Source organism: Pseudomonas sp. GCEP-101 (assembly GCF_025133575.1).
In the GTDB taxonomy this organism is placed as follows: Bacteria; Pseudomonadota; Gammaproteobacteria; order Pseudomonadales; family Pseudomonadaceae; genus Pseudomonas; species Pseudomonas nitroreducens_B.
In genome coordinates this window covers 3,090,686-3,107,629 of record NZ_CP104011.1, presented here as the reverse complement: position 1 = coordinate 3,107,629, position 16,944 = coordinate 3,090,686, and the positions used below count along the sequence as shown (strand labels likewise).

The window sequence follows — 16,944 nt, the reverse complement described above, 5'->3', positions numbered from 1 at the left end:
ACGGGCATTTCACCAAAACGGGACCGAACGGGATAGCCTTTTACGACGGGGCCGCCGCGCTCAGCGGGTGCCTTGTGCAGCCCGGTCGAGCGCCCAGGCCTCACGGATCTGCGCGAGCGCGGCGTCACGCAAGGCCTCGCGGCGCCGAAATTCGCTGCGCCGCTGGCTCTTTACTTCGGCGATATCACGAGCGGGCTCGCATTCGGGCAGGCGATACCAGTGCTGCTCATGAGCCACCCCATGCAGCTCCTGCCAGAAGGTGTCATAGCTGGAACGCAGCTTGTCGGAGCAGCTGTGCGCCGCGTCGCTGATGCCCAGGATCAGTGGACATCCGAGGCACCGGGCCAGTTCGTACAGGGCGGAGATCAACAGGTTCTTCGGCCGCAGGCCGTGCATCTCCTTGCCCAGCCATTTGACCATGCCTTCCTCGACGCTCGGGCGCGGCCCCTGCAGGCCCCCGATCATGATGCAAGCCTTGCCCAGGCAGAAGCTCAGGGAGTACAGGCGCTCACCGGCAGCGTCGCGCAGGAACAGACCCAACTCCCCCTCCTTGGCAAACTCCGAGGGTTCCAGCGACAGGTGCAGCCACTCGCCACCCTTGAGCTCAACGTCGCACAAGGCGATGCCCAGGTGGCGGAGCAGGCGCTGCGACCAGGCCGCCGGCAACTGGTCCATTTGCCGGTAATGCTCGTGCAGCGCGCGCAGGCGGCGGGCGATGCTCCAGTGGCGGCACAGGTAGGTCTTGCGGTGGCGGCGAGCAGGAATCAATTGCCCCTTGTAGGAGGCATTCAGCGCCGGATAGCGCTCCCGCTGGCGCGACCACAGCCAATGCAAACGAGGGGCGGTAATCAGGGCCACCACTTTCTGGGCGGCGTTTCGCAGAGAGCGCAGATGCATGAAGGTCACAGGGTGGCAAACGAGACGGCAACAGGGTGCTGGCGGCACCTTGTGGAAGGCTTAAGGCCTCCCAAGGCGGGCGGCTGTTGCGCCGTTTTGCGACCGGCCCCTCAGGAACTGGCAGTCGCTCTCCCACATGTTCGAAAGCCCGTTGCCTGGGCATTCGTTCTGCTGGTCAGCGGCTATGCTGATTTCACGGCCGTCCCAGGCCAGCCATGGAGGAAATGATGGGCAAGAAGAGCAAGGCAAAGAACCCGGCCGCCGAACAGACCGGGAAGATGAAGAACAAGGAGTACGAGGAGCACCTGCGCAAGCTCTCGGTGGAGCTGGTCAAGCTGCAGCGGTGGGTGGTGGAGAAAGGCCTGAAGGTCTGCATCGTCTTCGAGGGCCGCGACGGCGCCGGCAAGGGCGGGACCATCAAGGCCATCACCGAGCGCGTCAGCCCGCGGGTATTCCGCGTGGTGGCGCTGCCCACGCCGACCGAGCGGGAGAAATCCCAGCTCTACGCCCAGCGCTACATCAAGCACCTGCCGTCCGCCGGCGAGGTGGTGATCTTCGACCGCAGCTGGTACAACCGCGCCGGCGTCGAGCGGGTGATGGGCTTCTGCACCGAGGAGCAGGCCGACAAGTTCCTTGCCGTGACCCCGCTGTTCGAGCGGATGCTCACCGAGTCGGGGATCATCGTGCTGAAGTTCTGGCTGGAGGTCAGCCCCGAGGAGCAGGAGCGCCGCCTGAAGGACCGCATCACCGACGGCCGCAAGATCTGGAAGCTGTCGCCGATGGACGTGAAATCGTTCACCCGCTGGGACGATTACACCCGCGCCCGCGACCTGATGTTCGCCTCCACCGACTCGCCCTGGGCGCCATGGATCGTGGCGCCGTCCGAGGACAAGAAGCGCGTGCGCCTGAACGTGATCAACCACATCCTCAAGCACGTGCCGTACAAGGATCTCCCGCGCGAGGAAGTGAAGCTGCCCAAGCGCGGCAAGATCGGCAAGTACAAGAGTCCGGACTACCCCGTCCACTACATCGAAGAAGCCTATTGAGGCGCACCGGGGCCGGCCCCTGCCGGCCCTGGATCGGGTCGCGACTGCCGCGTCTGCCTGGAAATCCTGCACCTGCGCGGCGCCGTCCCTCATTCGATGGAGTGCAGATAGGCCTTCACCTCATCCGCCAGCCACCCGGCAAAGGCCGCGACCTTGGCCTGGGTCGCCTCGCGCTCGGGCCACACCAGCCAGTAAGGAAAACCGTAGGGAACGCGCAGGTCGCTCAGCGCCACCAGTTCGCCGCGTTGCAGCGCGCCGGCCACCAGGCTGCGGCGCTCCAGGCCGATGCCCTGGCCCATGCGGATCGCCTCGATGCTCAGGTTGGAATCGTTCACCACGAACGCTGCCGGCTCGTGCGGCACGGCCACGCCGGCCGCCTGGCACCAGCCGAGCCAGGATTCGAATCCGGTCACGCGCGGGCAACGGAGGATTTCCGCAGGGCTGCGCGGCAGCCGGCCGCCGTTGAAGTCCGGCGCGGCGACCACCACCACCTCGTCGTCGAACAGGCGCTGCTGCGCCAATCCTTCCCAGTGCCCCTGGCCGATGCGCACGGCCACGTCGGCCAGGCCCTGGCGCAGGTCCATCACCTCCAGGCTGGCGAGCAGGCGCAGGCGGTACTGTGGATAACTCGCCCGGAAGGACGGCAGGCGCGGCAGCAGCCACTTCTGGCCGAAGGACGGGGTGAGCGCCACCACCAGTTCGTCCTCGCCGGGGCGCGCCTTCGCCAGCCGGGTGGCCTCGGCGATGTCCCGCAGCGACGCCCGGATCTGCAGGGCGTACAGCCGCCCCTCCTCGCTCAGGCGCAGCCCCCGGCCTTCGCGCAGCAGCAGGGTGATGCCGAGCAGGCTTTCCAGCTGGCGCACCTGCTGGCTGATCGCCGAGTGGGTGACGTGCAGCTCGCTGGCGGCCAGCGTCACGCTGCCGAGCCGGGCCACGGCTTCGAAACTGCGTAGGGCGGAGAGTGGCGGCAGTGCGCTCATGTAAGTTTTCCTAACTGAATCGGTCACTAATCGTCGCTATTTCCCAGCGACCAAAGCCGCTAGATTCATGGCCACCACGCGGACAACCGCGCCAGCCCCCTGCAATTTCCACTAACAGGACGCCCCCATGCAACAGAAGCTTCCGCACCTGATCGGCATGCTCGACTCACCCTATGTGCGCCGTGTCGCCATCACCCTGCGCCTGCTCGGCATCGAATTCAGCCACCAATCGCTGTCGGTATTTCGCACGTACGAGGAGTTTCGCGGCATCAACCCGGTGGTGAAGGCGCCCACCCTGGTACTGGGCGACGGCCAGGTGCTGATGGACTCCACGCTGATCATCGACTACCTCGAACACCTCGCCGGGCGCAGCCTGATGCCGGCCGCACCGACCGCGCGACTGCGCGCCACGCGGCTCCTGGGCCTGGCCCTGGCGGTGATGGAGAAGGCCGTGCAGCGCTACTACGAGCAGCAGCGGCCGCAGGACAAGCAGCTGGCCAGTTGGCAGGAACGGGTCGACCAGCAACTGCACGCCGGCCTGGCGCAGTTGGAAAGCGAACTGCGGGAGATGTCGCTGGACGCCGGCGCCCCGCTGGACCAGGCCGGCGTGAGCATCGCCGTGGCCTGGACCTTCGTGCAGTTGCTGCATTCGGAAGACATTCCGGCGGACAGCTACCCGGCGGTGGCCGACTGGACGGAGCAGGCCGAGGCGCTGGACGTCTTCAAGGCGTTTCCGCCGGTGTGATGCGGCTCGCGAGCAAGCTCGCTCCTACAGGTCCGTGCCTCGGCGGCCGGCCTTTTGTAGGAGCGAGCTTGCTCGCGAACCCGGCCGGTGCCCTCCCATCAATCCTTGGGCAGTTCCTCGTGCCGCTGCCGGGTGAAGCGCAGCAGGCCGAAGCAGATGACGAAGCCGCACAGCGCTAGGCCCGCTGCGGCGAGGAAGATCGATGCATAACCGTGGCGGGCGGCGACCAGGCCCATCAGCGGGCCGGCAACCCCCATCGCCAGGTCGAAGAACAGCGCGTAGGCGCCCAGGCCCGCGCTGCGGCTGCTGGCCGGGATGCGCAGCACCGCCTCGACGCCCAGCGACGGATAGACCAGCGACAGGCCGCAGCCCGTCAGCGCCGCGCCCAGGAGGGCAAACCCCGGCCCCGGCGCCTGCCAGAGCAGCAGCAGGTCACACACTTCCACCCCGAGGCAGACCACCGCGACGGCAAAGCCGCCGAAGCGATTGACCATGCCGGAAAAGATCAGCCGCGCGCCGACGAAGCAGACGCCGAACGCCGTCAGGCACCAGGCCGGGTTCGCCCAGCCCTGGTTGCCGTAATACAGGGTGATGAAGGTCGCCAGGGTACCGAAGCCGATGGAGCCCAGCATCACGCACATGCCGTAGGGCAGCACGCGGCCGAGCACGGCGTGGAAGGCCATGCGCGTGCCAGGGATGGTCGGCACCTCGTCCCGGCCACGGGCCGCCAGCCAGCCCAGCGCAGTGAGCGCGAGGATGCTCGCCCCCAGGCTCCACAGTCCCAGCGAGCCGGACATGGCCACCCCCAGCGGCGCGCCGATGGCGATGCCGCCGTAGCTGACGATGCCGTTCCAGGAAATCACCTTGGCGGTGTTCTGCGTGCCGACCAGGGCAATCCCCCAGCTCGCCGTGCCGATTCCCAGCAACCCCTGCGCCAGGCCGAACAGCAGGCGGCTGAAAAGCAGCAGCGCAAGGCTCAGCCAGGTCACCGCGCCGACGCTGGTGGACGCCAGCACCAGCGCGCCGCCGGCGCCCAGCACACCCAGGCCGTACAGCACGGCGCGCTTGGCGCCGTAGGTATCGGCCACGTGGCCGGCCAAGGGGCGGGAGACCAGGGTGGCGATGTACTGCAGGCCGATCACCGCCCCGGCCACGACCGTGGAGTAGCCCAGGCTGTCGTGGACGAAGCCGGGCAGCACCGGCAACAGCAGGCCGATGCTCAGGAACAGGACAAAGGTGAAGAAGACGGTCGCGAGGATGCGCAGGGTGACGGAGGCGGTTCGCTGCTCGGATGAGCTCATGGACGGGCCTGACGGTGGGTGGCGGAGCGGGTAACGGGACGATTGAAAGCAGGCTATCTATTTCCGCCCCACTTGCCAATCTGTGCCCTGCCCGGCGGCGCTGGCTCCTATAGTTGTTGCACTGCCGCACGCCATGCCGGTGTGCCCAGCCTGTGAAGGAGCCTCCGATGGACACCACGCCGCACACCCTGGCCAACCTGTTCAAGCAACTGGGCCTGCCCGACGGCCGCAGCGAGATCGATGCCTTCCTCGCCGGCCACCGCCTGGCCGAAGGCCAGAAGCTGCCCGACGCACCGTTCTGGAACCCCGGCCAGGCGCAGTTCCTGCGCGAGGCATGGCAACAGGATTCGGACTGGGCCGAAGACGTCGACGAACTGGCGGTGCGCCTGTCCCGCTGAGCGGCGATCCGCCGGTTTACTTCAGATAGGAACGCAGCACGCCCATGACCTGCTCCAGGTCCTCGTGGCGCTGCTCCGCGGTGCGGTCCTCGGCGCCCAGGTGGTCGCGCAGGTGGCCTTCGAGCACCTCGGCCATCAGGCCGTTCACCGCACCGCGGATGGCGGCGATCTGTTGCAGGATCGCCGTGCATTCGCTGCCCGCCTCCAGCGCCCGCTCCAGCGCCTCGCTCTGGCCCTTGATGCGCCGCACCCGGGTCAACAGCTTCTTCTGATCCTTGATGGTATGTCCCACGTCAAAACTCCAAAGGTATACTGGGGTATAGTATCCAGACCGATCCTACGGACCATCATCATGCAGCACGCCGCCCACCCGCAAGACGGTCGCCACGACCATCAGTTCCACGAAGGCAATCCCCTGGCCGAACGCAACACCCTGCGCGCCGCGCTGCTGACGGTGGTGATGATGGTGGTGGAGATCGCCGGCGGCTGGATCTTCAACTCCATGGCGCTGCTGGCCGACGGCTGGCACATGAGCTCCCACGCCCTGGCGCTGGGCCTGGCGTTCTTCGCCTATGTGGCCGCGCGGCGCTTCAAGGGCGATGCGCGGTTCGCTTTCGGCACCTTCAAGATCGAGATCCTCGCCAGCTACACCAGCGCCATCCTGCTGCTGGGCGTGGCGGCGCTGATGATGTTCGAGTCCGTCGCCCGGCTGCTCTCCCCGTCGCCGATCCATTACCAGCAAGCCATCGCCATCGCGGTCGGCGGCCTGCTGGTGAACCTGGCCTGCGCCTGGCTGCTGCGCGGCGAGCACCACCATCATGGCCACGATCACCACCATGATCACGACCACGGCCACCATCATGGCCATGATCATGACCACGACCTGAACCTGCGTGCCGCCTACCTCCACGTGCTCGCGGACGCGGCCACCTCCGTGGCGGCCATCATCGCCCTGATCGGCGGCCTGATCTGGGGCGCCGCCTGGCTCGACCCGCTGATGGGCATGGTGGGTGCGGTGCTGGTGGCCGTCTGGTCGGTCGGCTTGCTCAAGCAGAGCGGCCGGGTGCTGCTGGATGCGGAGATGAACGACCCGGTGGTGGAGGAAATCCGCGAGGTGGTCGCCGCGCTGCCGCAACCGGCGCGCATCACCGACCTGCACCTGTGGCGCGTGGGCAAGTCGAGCTACGCCTGCATCCTCAGCCTGGCCAGCAGCAACGAGCTGACGCCGGAACTGGTGCGCCAGCGCCTGCAGGTTCACGAGGAGCTGGCGCACATCACCGTGGAGATCAACCCCACCACGACCTGACGCCGGAGGTCGCGCCGGCTTTGACGCACGGCCGCCGCTGCGGCCTAATGCGCAGCCTGTCGAACCCCGGTTGCCCCGACGATGTCCAGCCCGCACTTCTCCGCCGCCCAGCAACGCGCCAGCACCCTGCACCTGCCCGCCGGCCCCTGGGCGACCGTGCTGGATTGCCTGTGCGCGCGCTTTCCGGCGATCAGCCGCGATACCTGGCTGGACCGCATGGCGCGGGGCAGGGTGCTCGGCAGTGACGGCCAGCCCATCGGCCCCGAGCATCCCTACCGCGAAGCGCTACGCATCCATTACTTCCGCGAAGTGGCGCAGGAAGCGCCGATCCCCTTCCGGGAAAGCATCCTGTATGCCGACGAGCACCTGGTGGTGGCGGACAAGCCGCATTTCCTGCCGGTGACGCCGTCGGGGCAGTACGTCGAGGAAACCCTCCTCGCGCGCCTGGCCCGCCGCCTGGACAACCCGTTGCTGGTGCCGCTGCACCGCATCGACCGGCTCACGGCCGGCCTGGTGCTGTTCTCCGCCAAGCCGGACAACCGCGACGCCTACCAGGCGCTGTTCCGCGAGCGGCGCATCGACAAGCTGTACGAGGCCATCGCGCCCGCCCTGCCGCACAGGGAGTTTCCCCTGGTGCACCGTTCGCGGATGGTCGAGGGCGACCCGTTCATCCGCATGCAGGAAGTGGACGGCACGCCCAACAGCGAAACCCGCATCGAGGTGCTGGAGCGGCGCGGCGAGCTCTGGCGCTACGGGCTGCACCCTGTGTCCGGCAAGCGCCACCAGTTGCGCGTGCACATGTCCGGCCTGGGCGCGGCGCTGTGCTTCGATCCGCTCTACCCGACGCTGCCGCCGCGCGGCGAGCGTCCGCCGGAAGACTTCGACAAGCCGCTGAAGCTGCTGGCCCGGCAGCTGGCGTTCATCGACCCGGTCACTGGCCAAGCGCGGCAGTTCACCAGCCAGCTGGAGCTGACCTGGCCTTCCATCAATTTCATCGATGGTCACCCTTAAGGCGATCCATTTCCGTCGATAGTGGCCCGGGTGTTTTCATAGCTCCACCCCAAGGAGAGCAAGCACCGGGAGCCAGTCATGAGCTACAGCGCCAAGTCCTTTTCCGCCCTCGTCAACGCCCTGCGTGCCGACGGCATCACCCGTCCCGAACAGATGGCCCGCCAGCCCTTCCGCAACGCCCAGGGCTTCTGGTCCGCGGTGGCCAAGAAATGAACCTGGTGCGGCGACTCCCGCCCGCGCTACGCATGGATGCGGCGATCGTCCTCTACGCCCTGGCCGCGGCCTGGCTGGTGTTTTCCGGGTTGTAAGGGCTCACCACGGTTCGCCAGCAAGCTCGCTTCTACGACGAGCGAGCGCGCGCTGGATTCGATCTGTAGGAGCGAGCTTGCTCGCGAACCTTCAAACACAAAAAAGGGCAGCCGTGGCTGCCCTTTTTCGTATCCCGCGCGGCCCTGCCGCGCTCCATCCTCACTTCTTCAGGCAGGTGCTCATGAACGCCTTGCGTTCATCGCCCTTGAGCGCCTTCTTGGTCGCATCGGCGTTGCAGGTCTTCATCTTCTCCTGCTGAGGCGTCATCGCCTTGGTGTCGCCGCCGCCAGCCTTCAGGCAGGTGCTCATGAACGCCTTGCGGTCGTCGCCCTTGAGCGCCTTGGTGGTGGCGTCGGCGTTACAGGTTTTCATCTTCTCCTGCTGCGCGGTCTGCGCGGCGGTGGCGGCAAAGCCTTGCGCCGAGAACAGCAGAGCGAGGACGAGCAGCGGAATCCGAACGGTGGTCATGGAGTGGTCTCCCAGGATGGAATTGCCACTCTGAGCGTAGCTTGCAGCCCAGCATTCGCGAGGCCTGCGACGCAACGCGGCGGCGCCGGGCATGAAGTCCGTGACGGCCTCCACGGGCATGAAAACAAAACTGTTATATATAAATTCGAATTGATAATTTTTTGAAATAACTAAAATGTCGCAGTATGGCGCTGCCCCTTCTTTCGGTCCGCCAGGAATCTGCCATGTCGCTCTTGACCCTTCCCAATGCCCGCGAGCAAACCAAGTCGGTCCGCGCCACGGTGCTGGTGTTCAAGGACCCGCGCTCGCAGGAACTGCTCAACCGCATCGAACGCCTCGCCCCCAGCGAGGCCAATGCGCTGATCATCGGCGAGACCGGCACCGGCAAGGAGCTGGTGGCGCGCCATATCCACAAGCTCAGCCGACGCAGCACCGCGCCATTCGTGGCGGTTAACTGCGGCGCATTCTCCGAGACGCTGGTGGAAAGCGAGCTGTTCGGCCACGAGAAAGGCGCCTACACCGGCGCCACCAGCAGCAAGGCCGGTTGGTTCGAAGCGGCCAACGGCGGCACGCTGTTCCTCGACGAGATCGGCGACCTGCCGCTGAACATGCAGGTGAAGCTGCTGCGTGTGCTGCAGGAGCGCGAGGTGGTGCGCCTGGGCTCGCGCACGCCGGTGCCGATCAACGTACGGGTGGTCGCCGCGACCAACGTCAACCTGGCCGACGCCGTCGTGGCCGGGCACTTCCGCGAGGACCTGTTCTACCGCCTGCACGTCGCCACCATCCGCCTGCCGCCGCTGCGCGAGCGCCCCGGCGACATCCTGCCGCTGGCCGAATTCTTCCTCGAGGAGCACTGCCAGCGCCTGGGCTACAACCGCGCCTCGCTCAGCCCCGAGGCCGAGCGCAAGCTGCTGGGCCACACCTGGCCGGGCAACATCCGCGAACTGGAGAACGCCATTCACCATGCCCTGCTGGTCTGCCGCAACCAGCAGGTGCAGCCGGGCGACCTGCAGTTGGCCGAACTGCCGTCGGCCCCGCGCCATGATGCGCTGCGCCACGAAGCCTTCCCCCATGCCCTCGCCCCGCGGGTGGAAGCGACCCTGGAACAGGCATTGCTGGAGCTGTTCGAAAGCAACAAGCCCGACCTCTACGAGCATGTCGAGGAAGTACTGTTCCGCACCGCCTATCACTTCTGCCATGGCAACCAGTTGCAGACCGGCCGTCTGCTGGGCATCAGCCGCAACATCGTCCGCGCGCGGCTGGAGAAGATCGGCGAACTGAACCTCAGCCGCACCGGCTGAGGCAGGTCCAGGGCGCGCCAGCCCTGGCCCCAAACCGTCCGTCGGCGGTCCTCGCCCGGCCTCCCCCCGCCAAAGGTTATAATCCGCGCCGCATTTATCGCCGGCACGCCCGCGCACCCGAGCGTCTACACTGCCAGGGTGCCGATCGCCAGTGCACGGCCCATCGTCAGCGTTTCAAGTCATCAGATTCACAGTCATCAGGAACCATCGTGACCAAAGACGAACTGCGCGCGGAACTTGAGCGCCAGGAGCAACGTTTCAAGGATGAACAGGGCGGCGAAGTGACCCTTTATGCCGCCCAGCCCGAACCCGAAAGAAAGCCCTGGCGCAAGCGACCCAGCGTGCAGGACAAGGCCTTCGACCGGGAACTGGAAAGAATCGAAGAAGAACGACTGAAAAAGGATCAGGAAGCCGCTTCCCTTTAATCGCAGGTACGACCCCAGGCTGAAGGATTTGCCCGCAAATACGGCGGAAAAGTCTTGAAGCGATGGGCGAGCAGCGCTCCGTGGGGGAGCCCGCCAGTTGGCCTGCAAACACTCATCCGATGGGCCGGCGGCCCGCGTGGAAGCATTGCAAACTTTTTCCACCCTGCCTGAAAGCGCCGTGCGACGAGGCGTCGCGCAAATTGGAGAAACCGTTTCAGGCTAAATACGGTGCTCCAAGCTTCTGGCATAATCGCCGCCCCGTCTCCGACCGGTCATAGAATTTTCATGTTCGATCTCTTCAGCGGACTCGATGTCTGGGTGGGTGTCAGCCTGGTGCTGGCGCTCACGTTCGTCCTGGCCTTCGAGTTCATCAACGGCTTCCACGACACCGCCAACGCGGTGGCCACGGTCATCTACACCAAGGCCATGTCCCCGTACCGCGCGGTGATCCTCTCCGGCATCTTCAACTTCCTCGGCGTGTTGCTCGGCGGCGTCGGCGTCGCCTACGCGATCGTCCACCTGCTGCCGGTGGAACTGCTGATCAATGTGAACACCGGCCACGGCCTGGCCATGGTGTTCTCGCTGCTCGCCGCCGCCATCACCTGGAACCTGGGCACCTGGTACTTCGGGATCCCCGCCTCCAGCTCGCACACCCTGATCGGTTCGATCCTCGGCGTTGGCCTGGCCAACGCGCTGATCACCGGCGTTCCGGTGGCCGACGGGATCAACTGGGGCAAGGCCATCGACATCGGCCTGTCGCTGATCTTCTCGCCGCTGGCCGGCTTCCTCGTCGCCGGCGCCCTGCTGATCGGCCTGAAGTGGCTGTACCCGCTGTCGAAGATGCACAAGACGCCGGAAACCCGCCGCGACGTCGACGAGAAGAAGCACCCGCCATTCTGGAACCGCCTGGTGCTGGTGATCTCGGCGATGACCGTGAGCTTCGTGCACGGCTCCAACGATGGCCAGAAAGGCATCGGCCTGATCATGCTGGTGCTGATCGGCATCGTCCCGGCCAAGTTCGTCCTCGACCTGAACAGCACCACCTACCAGATCGAGCGCACCCGCGACGCCGCCGTCCACCTGCAACAGTTCTACAACCGTCATTCCGACACCCTCGGCGAGATGCTCGCCCTGGGCAAGGCCAGCGAGGCCGACCTGCCGGACCTGTACCGCTGCGAGCCGAAGCAGACCGAGGCGACCCTCAAGGGCCTGCTCAAGGACCTGCATGGCGTCTCCAGCTACACCGACCTGAACGACGACGAGCGCGTGCAGGTGCGCCGCTACCTGCTGTGCCTGGACGACACCGCGAAGAAGGTCGGCAAGCTGTCCGACCTGCCGTCGCGCGAGAAGGCGGACCTCGAGAAGCTGCGCAAGGACCTGACCAGCACCACCGAGTACGCGCCCTTCTGGGTGATCATCGCGGTGGCCCTGGCGCTGGGCATCGGCACCATGGTCGGCTGGAAGCGCGTGGTGCTCACCGTCGGCGAGAAGATTGGCAAGCAGGGCATGACCTATGCCCAGGGCATCGCCGCGCAGCTCACCGCGACCGCCGCCATCGGCATGGCCAACATCTACAGCCTGCCGGTGTCCACGACCCACGTGTTGTCCTCGGGCGTGGCGGGCACCATGGTGGCGAACCGCAGCGGCCTGCAAGGCAGCACCATCCGCAACATCCTCATGGCCTGGGTACTGACCCTGCCGGTGTCGATCGCGCTGGCCGCCGGGCTGTTCTGGTTGTCCTCGCGCTTCGTCGGCTGAGTCCGCGCCGCGCGCCACGAAAAACGCCTGCCTCCGCAGGCGTTTTTCATTTCCGGGTCTTCGATTGCAGGAGGCTCAGAGCGTCACCGGCTGGCGCGGCAGGCGGATGACGAAGCGCGCGCCGCCCTTGAAGTTATCCACAGACAGGCTGCCGCCCATGTTGCGGATCAGGTCGTGGCTCACCGAGAGGCCCAGGCCGGTGCCCTTGCCGATCGGCTTGGTGGTGAAGAACGCCTCGAAGATCCGCTCCATCACCGCCGGGTCGATGCCGCCCGCGTTGTCGCGCACATGCAGCTCGACCCAGCCGGGATCGGTGCAGGGTTCCTGCGATACGCCGACCCAGCGCGCGCCCTCGTCGCCGCGCCCGAGCAGCGCATCGCGGGCGTTGGCCAGCAGGTTGATCAGCACCTGTTCGAGCTGGTCGGCGTAGCCGCGCACCACCACGCGCTGCGCCGGCGGCCGGCACTCCAGGGTGATGCCCTGCTGCGTCAGGCTTTCCCCCAGCAGCGCGACGGCGCCCTCGCAGGCGTCGTAGGGGTCGAAGGGCGCCGCCTCCAGCTCCGACTTGCGACTGAACACGCCCATGTGGCTGATCACCCGCGAGAGCCGGTCGATCTGCGCATCGGCGCGTTCCAGCTTGTCCTTCAGGTACTCCGGCTCGCCGAGCTTTTGCCGGGCGTTGTACAGCGACATGCGCATGACGTGCAGCGGCTGCTTCATCTCGTGGGCCATGCCGCTGACCATCTCGCCCAGGCTGGCCATCTTGGCGCCCTGGGCCAGCTGCTGCTGGGCGTGGCGCACGGCGGTGTTGTCGCGGCCCACGGCCTGGATTTCGACGAGTTGGCCCTGGGCATCCAGCAGCGGACGGTCCGACCAGATCAGCCAGAGGTTGCGCTGGCCGGGCAGGCAGAAGCGCAGCTCCCAGGAATCGTCCGCCGCGCCCTGGCCGCCGCCCACCAGGCGGGCGCGCAGGGCGCTGCAGTCCTGCGGCGAGAGCCACTCGTCCAGCCGCCGGCCGAGCAGCGCATCCACCGGCTCGCCCAGCACCTGGGCGAAGGTGTGGTTGATGAAGGTCAGTTGCAGGTCGGGGTTGTAGCGGCAGATCAGCGCGGGGGAATCTTCCACCAGCACGCGGTAGCGCTCCTCGCTTTCGGCAATCTGCAGGGCGGCCAGGTGTTGCTCGGTGACGTCCAGCCAGAGGCCGACCGCCTCCTGCGGGATGCCCTGGATGTCGCGCAGCAGCTTGGCTTCGTCGTACAGCCAGTGCCATTCACCGGCGCTGTCGCGCAGGCGGTATTCGGTGCGCACGCGACCTTCGCGCAGCAGTTCGCGGCCACGGTCGAGGAAGGTTTCCAGGTCCTCGGGGTGCACGCGCTCGGCCAGCGCCTGCCAGTTCTGTCCCTGCAGGTCGAGGCCGAGCAGGTTGCCGGCGCTCTCGCTGTAGAACTCGGGGATCAGGTGGCCCTCCTCCACGCGCTGCACGTAGATCACCACCGGCGCGCTGTCGATGAGGTTGCGCAAGCGTGCGTGGGCGGCCAGCGCCTGTTCTTCCTGCAACTTGCCTTCGCTGATGTCCAGCAGCACCCCGTCCATGAGCTGGTCGCCGGCCCGGGCCTGGCGCCGGCCCTGCAAGCGCAGCCAGCGCCGCGTCTGGGTGGGCGCCGTGCCGCGCAGGCGCAGGTCCTGCACCAGCCGCCCGCCGGGTTGCAGGTTGCGCAGGCGCAGGCAGAGTTCATCGGCGTCGGCCGGGTGCAACTGGCCGAGCAGGTCGTCGAGTGCCAGTTGCAGTTGCCCGGCCGGCAAGCCGAGGCTGGTGGCCACCGCCGGCGAGAGCTCGAACACGCCCTCGTCCACCCGCAGCCGCCACCAGCCGCCGCCGACCATGTCCTGCAGCAGGTTCAGGCGGCGGCTGCTGTCGCGCAGGCTGTGCAATTCGGTGCGCTCGTGGACGAGGTTGGTGAGGATTTCCGCCAGGTACTGCCAATCGCTGGGCGCCAGCCCCGGCCAGGGGCTGCCGTGCTCCATCGGCTCGGCGAGCAGGCCGGCAAGGCGGCCGCCCCGCACCGGTGCGGGAATCAGGTACAGCTGGTCGCAGCACAGCACGCGCAGCAGCTCGGACGGGCTGTTGTCCGCCCCGAGCAGGCTGGCGCCGCTGGCCGCACGCAACTCGTCGCCCGGCAGCGCCAGGTTTTCCCGCAGCAGGCTGTCGAAGCCGGGCTGCACGTAGCAGGCAAACACCCGCAGGCTCTGGTCCGGCGCCTCCAGCAGGAGGGCCATGCTGCGCATGTGGAAATTGCTGCAGAAAGCTTCCAGCACCTCGCCCACCGCCTCGCCCAGGCGGCGTTGCGAACTATGGCGCAGGCGCGCCAGCAGCAGTTTGCTGAGGTTCAGGCATTGCAGCTTGTGCTGCTGGCTGTCGGACTGCCAGTTCAGGTCGGAGATGTCGGTACCCAATAACAGGCAATGTTCGTTGGCCTGCAGGACGGCCTGGAAGCGGCAGACCAGCGGCAGGTCGCCGCTGCTGCGCAGCACCAGGTCGAGCCGCTCGCCGCCGCGCAGGCTGGAGACGTGCATGCCGCCGGGCATGCGCCGCTCCAGATAATCGCCAAGCCCCGGCGGCTCGCCGTTGCCCGGCGTGGGCGGCAGCAGCCGGTGCGCCACGCTGCCGCCCCGGGCGATGACCCGATCGCGGCTGTCCAACTCCAGCCACAGGTCCCAGTGGCCGGTGATGACCGGCTCGGCCACCTCCTCGGCGGGCAGCGCCGGGCGCCGGCGCGCGGCCAGCGGTCGGCTGGGTGGCGGGGTGTCCGCCGGTTCGGGTTGGTCGGTGGAGCGCGTACGCCAGAAATCGAACATGCAGCCGCCTCACAGCAGAACGCTGGCGGTGCCGCTGAGCACGTCGGGCAGGCGCGGCACGGTGCCGATACCCGGCAGCGTGAGCAACGGCACGATGGGCGACGTGGCGTAGGGATAGCTGACGCAGACCCGCACGCGGGTGTAATCGCGACCGGAAATGGTTTCGGTGACCGGGGTATCCATGAACTGGCCGCCGTAGCAGCCGTTGCGCCAGCTGGTCGGCATCCAGCTCAGGCGCTGGGTCACGGCGCTGTCCACGGCCGCCTTCAGCGCGGCGTTGTAGCCCCCGGCGGCCTGCGGATTCACCGAAACGGCCACCCGTGCCCCGGCCGCGGCCGCGTCGTTGAAGGCCTGCAGCATCAGCAGCGGCACGCAATAACCGAGCAGGCCATAGAGCACAGCGAAGAACAGGACAAATACCGCGGCGAACTCGATAGCCACCGCGCCGTGTTGGCGGCGCGAACTTCTGCTTCCTTTCATGTGCACTACGCCTCGAACTTTTTCGACAGTTGCACTCTCGGTAAGTTATCGGCAGGCGTTACCGCTGCCAAAGTACCGATTCGCTATTGGCGCCCCTGCATCAATACTAGATTCTGTCGGCGAATAAACGAGTTCGCGGCAACAGTATTAATTCCCCTTCCCGGAATAAGGACATTCCCCATGTTCGCCAAACTTCTGCTGCTGGCCTGTTTCGCGATGGGTGCCTATCAGGATCTGCGCAGCCTGCGGGTCAGTAATTGGCTGACCCTCGGTGGCGCGCTGGCGGCAGGCCTGTGGTTGTGCGCCAGCGGCCATAGCCTGACCGGTTATCCGCCCGCGGTCGTGCTGATCGGCCTGGCGCTGGCGCTGGCGCTGAGCGTGCCGGGCTACCTGCTGGGTCGCCTGGGCGCGGCCGATGTGAAGGCCCTGGCCGCCCTTGCCCTGGCCAGCGACCCCCGCACCGTGCTGTACACCCTGGCGCTGGCCAGCGTGTTCTGCGTGGTGGCGATGTTCGCCAGCAAACTTTTGATTGATTCGGATAAGTTGCCTGCTAATTGCCAATCGCAATTAGCGAGACTGCAACCGTCAAAGTTCAAGTCATTTCCGTTCGTGTTCGCCTTGTTCGTCGGTCTTCTGGCGACCCTTTCATTCATCCGTTAAATGATTCCGCAGATTGGCGGAGTCCAAACTTAACGACTATATGCTAAGGGTTAATACCACCTATCGGCTGATAGGACGATCCGGCTGCGGTATTTGAACGGCCGGACGATAACAACAATGGAAAAGGTCTTTTCAAGGAGCGTGCAGTCATGGAAAAAACGGCCAATCGCCGTTTCAGCGTGCTGGTCATCGATGACGAGCCCCAGGTTACTTCCGAGGTCTCCGAACTGCTGGAAAACAGCGGCTATCGCTGCGTCATCAGCGACAGCAAGGACAGCGCGCTGCAACGGTTCCGCGACGATGCCTCGATCGGCCTGGTGGTCTGCGACCTGGGCCTGGGTCGGGACAACGGCATCCGCGTGGTGGAGGCGCTCAAGGAGGTGGCCGGCTCGGCGCGCTTCTTCGAGACCATCATCCTCACCGGCCAGCAGGGCAGCCAGGAAGTCATCGAGGCCATGCGCGTAGGCGTTGCCGATTACTACCAGAAGCCGGTGGCGCCGATGGACCTGCTCAAGGGGCTGGAGCGCCTGGAGAGCCGACTGCACGAGCGCATCCGCAGCCAGCTCAGCCTCAGCCATGTGAACCAGCGGCTGGAGTACCTGGCCGAGTCGCTCAACTCGATCTCGCGGGATATCCACAAGATCAAGTACGAGGTCCATGGCGGCGGCCAACCGGCCAGCAACAGCGCGCTCAAGCAGGAGCAGCCGGAAGCTCCGGCCAGCGCCGCGCCGAGCAACGCCGAGCAGATGACCCCGGTGGTCAACAACCCGCTGTTCAACAAGCTGTCGCCGCGCCAGCAGGCCGTGGCGCGCCTGGTGAGCAAGGGGCTGACCAACTACCAGATCGCCTACGACCTGGGCATCACCGAGAACACCGTCAAGCTCTACGTCTCGCAGGTGCTGCGGCTGATGCACATGCACAACCGCACCCAGCTCGCCCTCGCCATCTCCCCCACCGCTTCGCAGAGCAGCGCGGTGCACTGACCCCGGCAGCGGCTCGGCCG

General features: G+C 66.6%; 18 protein-coding genes. 11 read left to right on the top strand and 7 right to left on the bottom strand.

All coding sequences use genetic code 11. The features are described from left to right. Window positions 1-60: 60 nt before the first annotated feature. The gene (locus N0B71_RS14250) at window positions 61-897 is read right to left on the bottom strand and encodes a VirK/YbjX family protein (RefSeq protein ID WP_259759460.1); all 837 of its coding nucleotides are present in this window, start codon (window positions 895-897) and stop codon (window positions 61-63) included. A 227-nt stretch (window positions 898-1,124) separates the two neighbouring features. Between N0B71_RS14250 and ppk2 the strand changes: the two genes are divergently transcribed. Beyond that, window positions 1,125-1,943, top strand: a complete 819-nt coding sequence (ppk2, locus tag N0B71_RS14245; protein WP_259759459.1) for a polyphosphate kinase 2 — start codon at window positions 1,125-1,127, stop codon at window positions 1,941-1,943. Between the two features lie 89 nt (window positions 1,944-2,032). On the opposite strand, the gene N0B71_RS14240 is transcribed toward ppk2, so the two are convergent. Continuing rightward, entirely contained in the window at window positions 2,033-2,923 is an 891-nt protein-coding gene (locus N0B71_RS14240) for a LysR substrate-binding domain-containing protein (protein ID WP_259759458.1), read from the bottom strand. Between the two features lie 127 nt (window positions 2,924-3,050). Between N0B71_RS14240 and N0B71_RS14235 the strand changes: the two genes are divergently transcribed. Next, window positions 3,051-3,668 carry a glutathione S-transferase family protein gene (locus N0B71_RS14235; RefSeq protein WP_259759457.1) on the top strand — a complete coding sequence of 206 codons (618 nt, stop codon included), beginning with the start codon at window positions 3,051-3,053 and terminating at the stop codon, window positions 3,666-3,668. Between the two features lie 98 nt (window positions 3,669-3,766). Here N0B71_RS14235 and N0B71_RS14230 read toward each other — a convergent pair whose 3' ends face one another. After that, window positions 3,767-4,969 (bottom strand): MFS transporter, encoded by a 1,203-nt coding sequence (locus N0B71_RS14230; RefSeq protein WP_259759456.1) that lies wholly within the window; start codon window positions 4,967-4,969, stop codon window positions 3,767-3,769. Window positions 4,970-5,136: 167 nt separating this feature from the next. Here N0B71_RS14230 and N0B71_RS14225 point away from each other — a divergent pair, with 167 nt between their 5' ends. After that, entirely contained in the window at window positions 5,137-5,367 is a 231-nt protein-coding gene (locus N0B71_RS14225) for a DUF2789 domain-containing protein (RefSeq protein WP_259759455.1), read from the top strand. 16 nt (window positions 5,368-5,383) lie between these two features. Here the strand turns inward: N0B71_RS14225 and N0B71_RS14220 are convergent, their stop codons facing one another. Then, entirely contained in the window at window positions 5,384-5,659 is a 276-nt protein-coding gene (locus N0B71_RS14220; protein ID WP_259759454.1) for a metal/formaldehyde-sensitive transcriptional repressor, read from the bottom strand. Between the two features lie 60 nt (window positions 5,660-5,719). Between N0B71_RS14220 and dmeF the strand changes: the two genes are divergently transcribed. The 3 genes from dmeF to N0B71_RS14205 all read left to right on the top strand — a co-directional run bounded on the left by dmeF (window position 5,720) and on the right by N0B71_RS14205 (window position 7,897). Continuing rightward, window positions 5,720-6,673, top strand: coding sequence for a CDF family Co(II)/Ni(II) efflux transporter DmeF (gene dmeF / locus N0B71_RS14215; protein WP_259759453.1), 954 nt, complete (start codon window positions 5,720-5,722; stop codon window positions 6,671-6,673). A gap of 81 nt (window positions 6,674-6,754) precedes the next feature. Next, window positions 6,755-7,684, top strand: a complete 930-nt coding sequence (locus N0B71_RS14210; protein WP_259759452.1) for a pseudouridine synthase — start codon at window positions 6,755-6,757, stop codon at window positions 7,682-7,684. Between the two features lie 78 nt (window positions 7,685-7,762). Beyond that, a complete protein-coding gene (locus N0B71_RS14205) occupies window positions 7,763-7,897 on the top strand; it encodes a hypothetical protein (protein ID WP_017519380.1) in 135 nt (44 codons plus the stop codon). A 255-nt stretch (window positions 7,898-8,152) separates the two neighbouring features. Here the strand turns inward: N0B71_RS14205 and N0B71_RS14200 are convergent, their stop codons facing one another. Continuing rightward, window positions 8,153-8,461, bottom strand: coding sequence for a PsiF family protein (locus tag N0B71_RS14200; RefSeq protein WP_259759451.1), 309 nt, complete (start codon window positions 8,459-8,461; stop codon window positions 8,153-8,155). Window positions 8,462-8,685: 224 nt separating this feature from the next. Here N0B71_RS14200 and N0B71_RS14195 point away from each other — a divergent pair, with 224 nt between their 5' ends. From N0B71_RS14195 to N0B71_RS14185, 3 genes are all read left to right on the top strand, one after another. Further along, complete coding sequence (locus N0B71_RS14195; RefSeq protein WP_259759450.1) at window positions 8,686-9,762, top strand: sigma-54 interaction domain-containing protein; 1,077 nt, start codon at window positions 8,686-8,688, stop codon at window positions 9,760-9,762. Window positions 9,763-9,971: 209 nt separating this feature from the next. Continuing rightward, the gene (locus tag N0B71_RS14190) at window positions 9,972-10,187 is read left to right on the top strand and encodes a hypothetical protein (RefSeq protein WP_259759449.1); all 216 of its coding nucleotides are present in this window, start codon (window positions 9,972-9,974) and stop codon (window positions 10,185-10,187) included. A gap of 285 nt (window positions 10,188-10,472) precedes the next feature. Further along, window positions 10,473-11,945 (top strand): inorganic phosphate transporter, encoded by a 1,473-nt coding sequence (locus N0B71_RS14185; RefSeq protein ID WP_259759448.1) that lies wholly within the window; start codon window positions 10,473-10,475, stop codon window positions 11,943-11,945. A 75-nt stretch (window positions 11,946-12,020) separates the two neighbouring features. Here the strand turns inward: N0B71_RS14185 and N0B71_RS14180 are convergent, their stop codons facing one another. Further along, window positions 12,021-14,801 carry a PAS domain-containing sensor histidine kinase gene (locus tag N0B71_RS14180; protein ID WP_259759447.1) on the bottom strand — a complete coding sequence of 927 codons (2,781 nt, stop codon included), beginning with the start codon at window positions 14,799-14,801 and terminating at the stop codon, window positions 12,021-12,023. A gap of 9 nt (window positions 14,802-14,810) precedes the next feature. After that, on the bottom strand, window positions 14,811-15,281 hold the full coding sequence (locus N0B71_RS14175; RefSeq protein WP_259759446.1) for a TadE/TadG family type IV pilus assembly protein: 471 nt from the start codon (window positions 15,279-15,281) through the stop codon (window positions 14,811-14,813). A 180-nt stretch (window positions 15,282-15,461) separates the two neighbouring features. On the opposite strand from N0B71_RS14175, the gene N0B71_RS14170 reads away from it, so the two are divergent. Continuing rightward, window positions 15,462-15,941: a prepilin peptidase gene (locus N0B71_RS14170; RefSeq protein ID WP_259759445.1), complete on the top strand. Its 480-nt coding sequence runs from the start codon at window positions 15,462-15,464 to the stop codon at window positions 15,939-15,941. Window positions 15,942-16,090: 149 nt separating this feature from the next. Then, window positions 16,091-16,924 (top strand): response regulator transcription factor, encoded by an 834-nt coding sequence (locus N0B71_RS14165; protein ID WP_259759444.1) that lies wholly within the window; start codon window positions 16,091-16,093, stop codon window positions 16,922-16,924. Window positions 16,925-16,944: the final 20 nt, after the last annotated feature.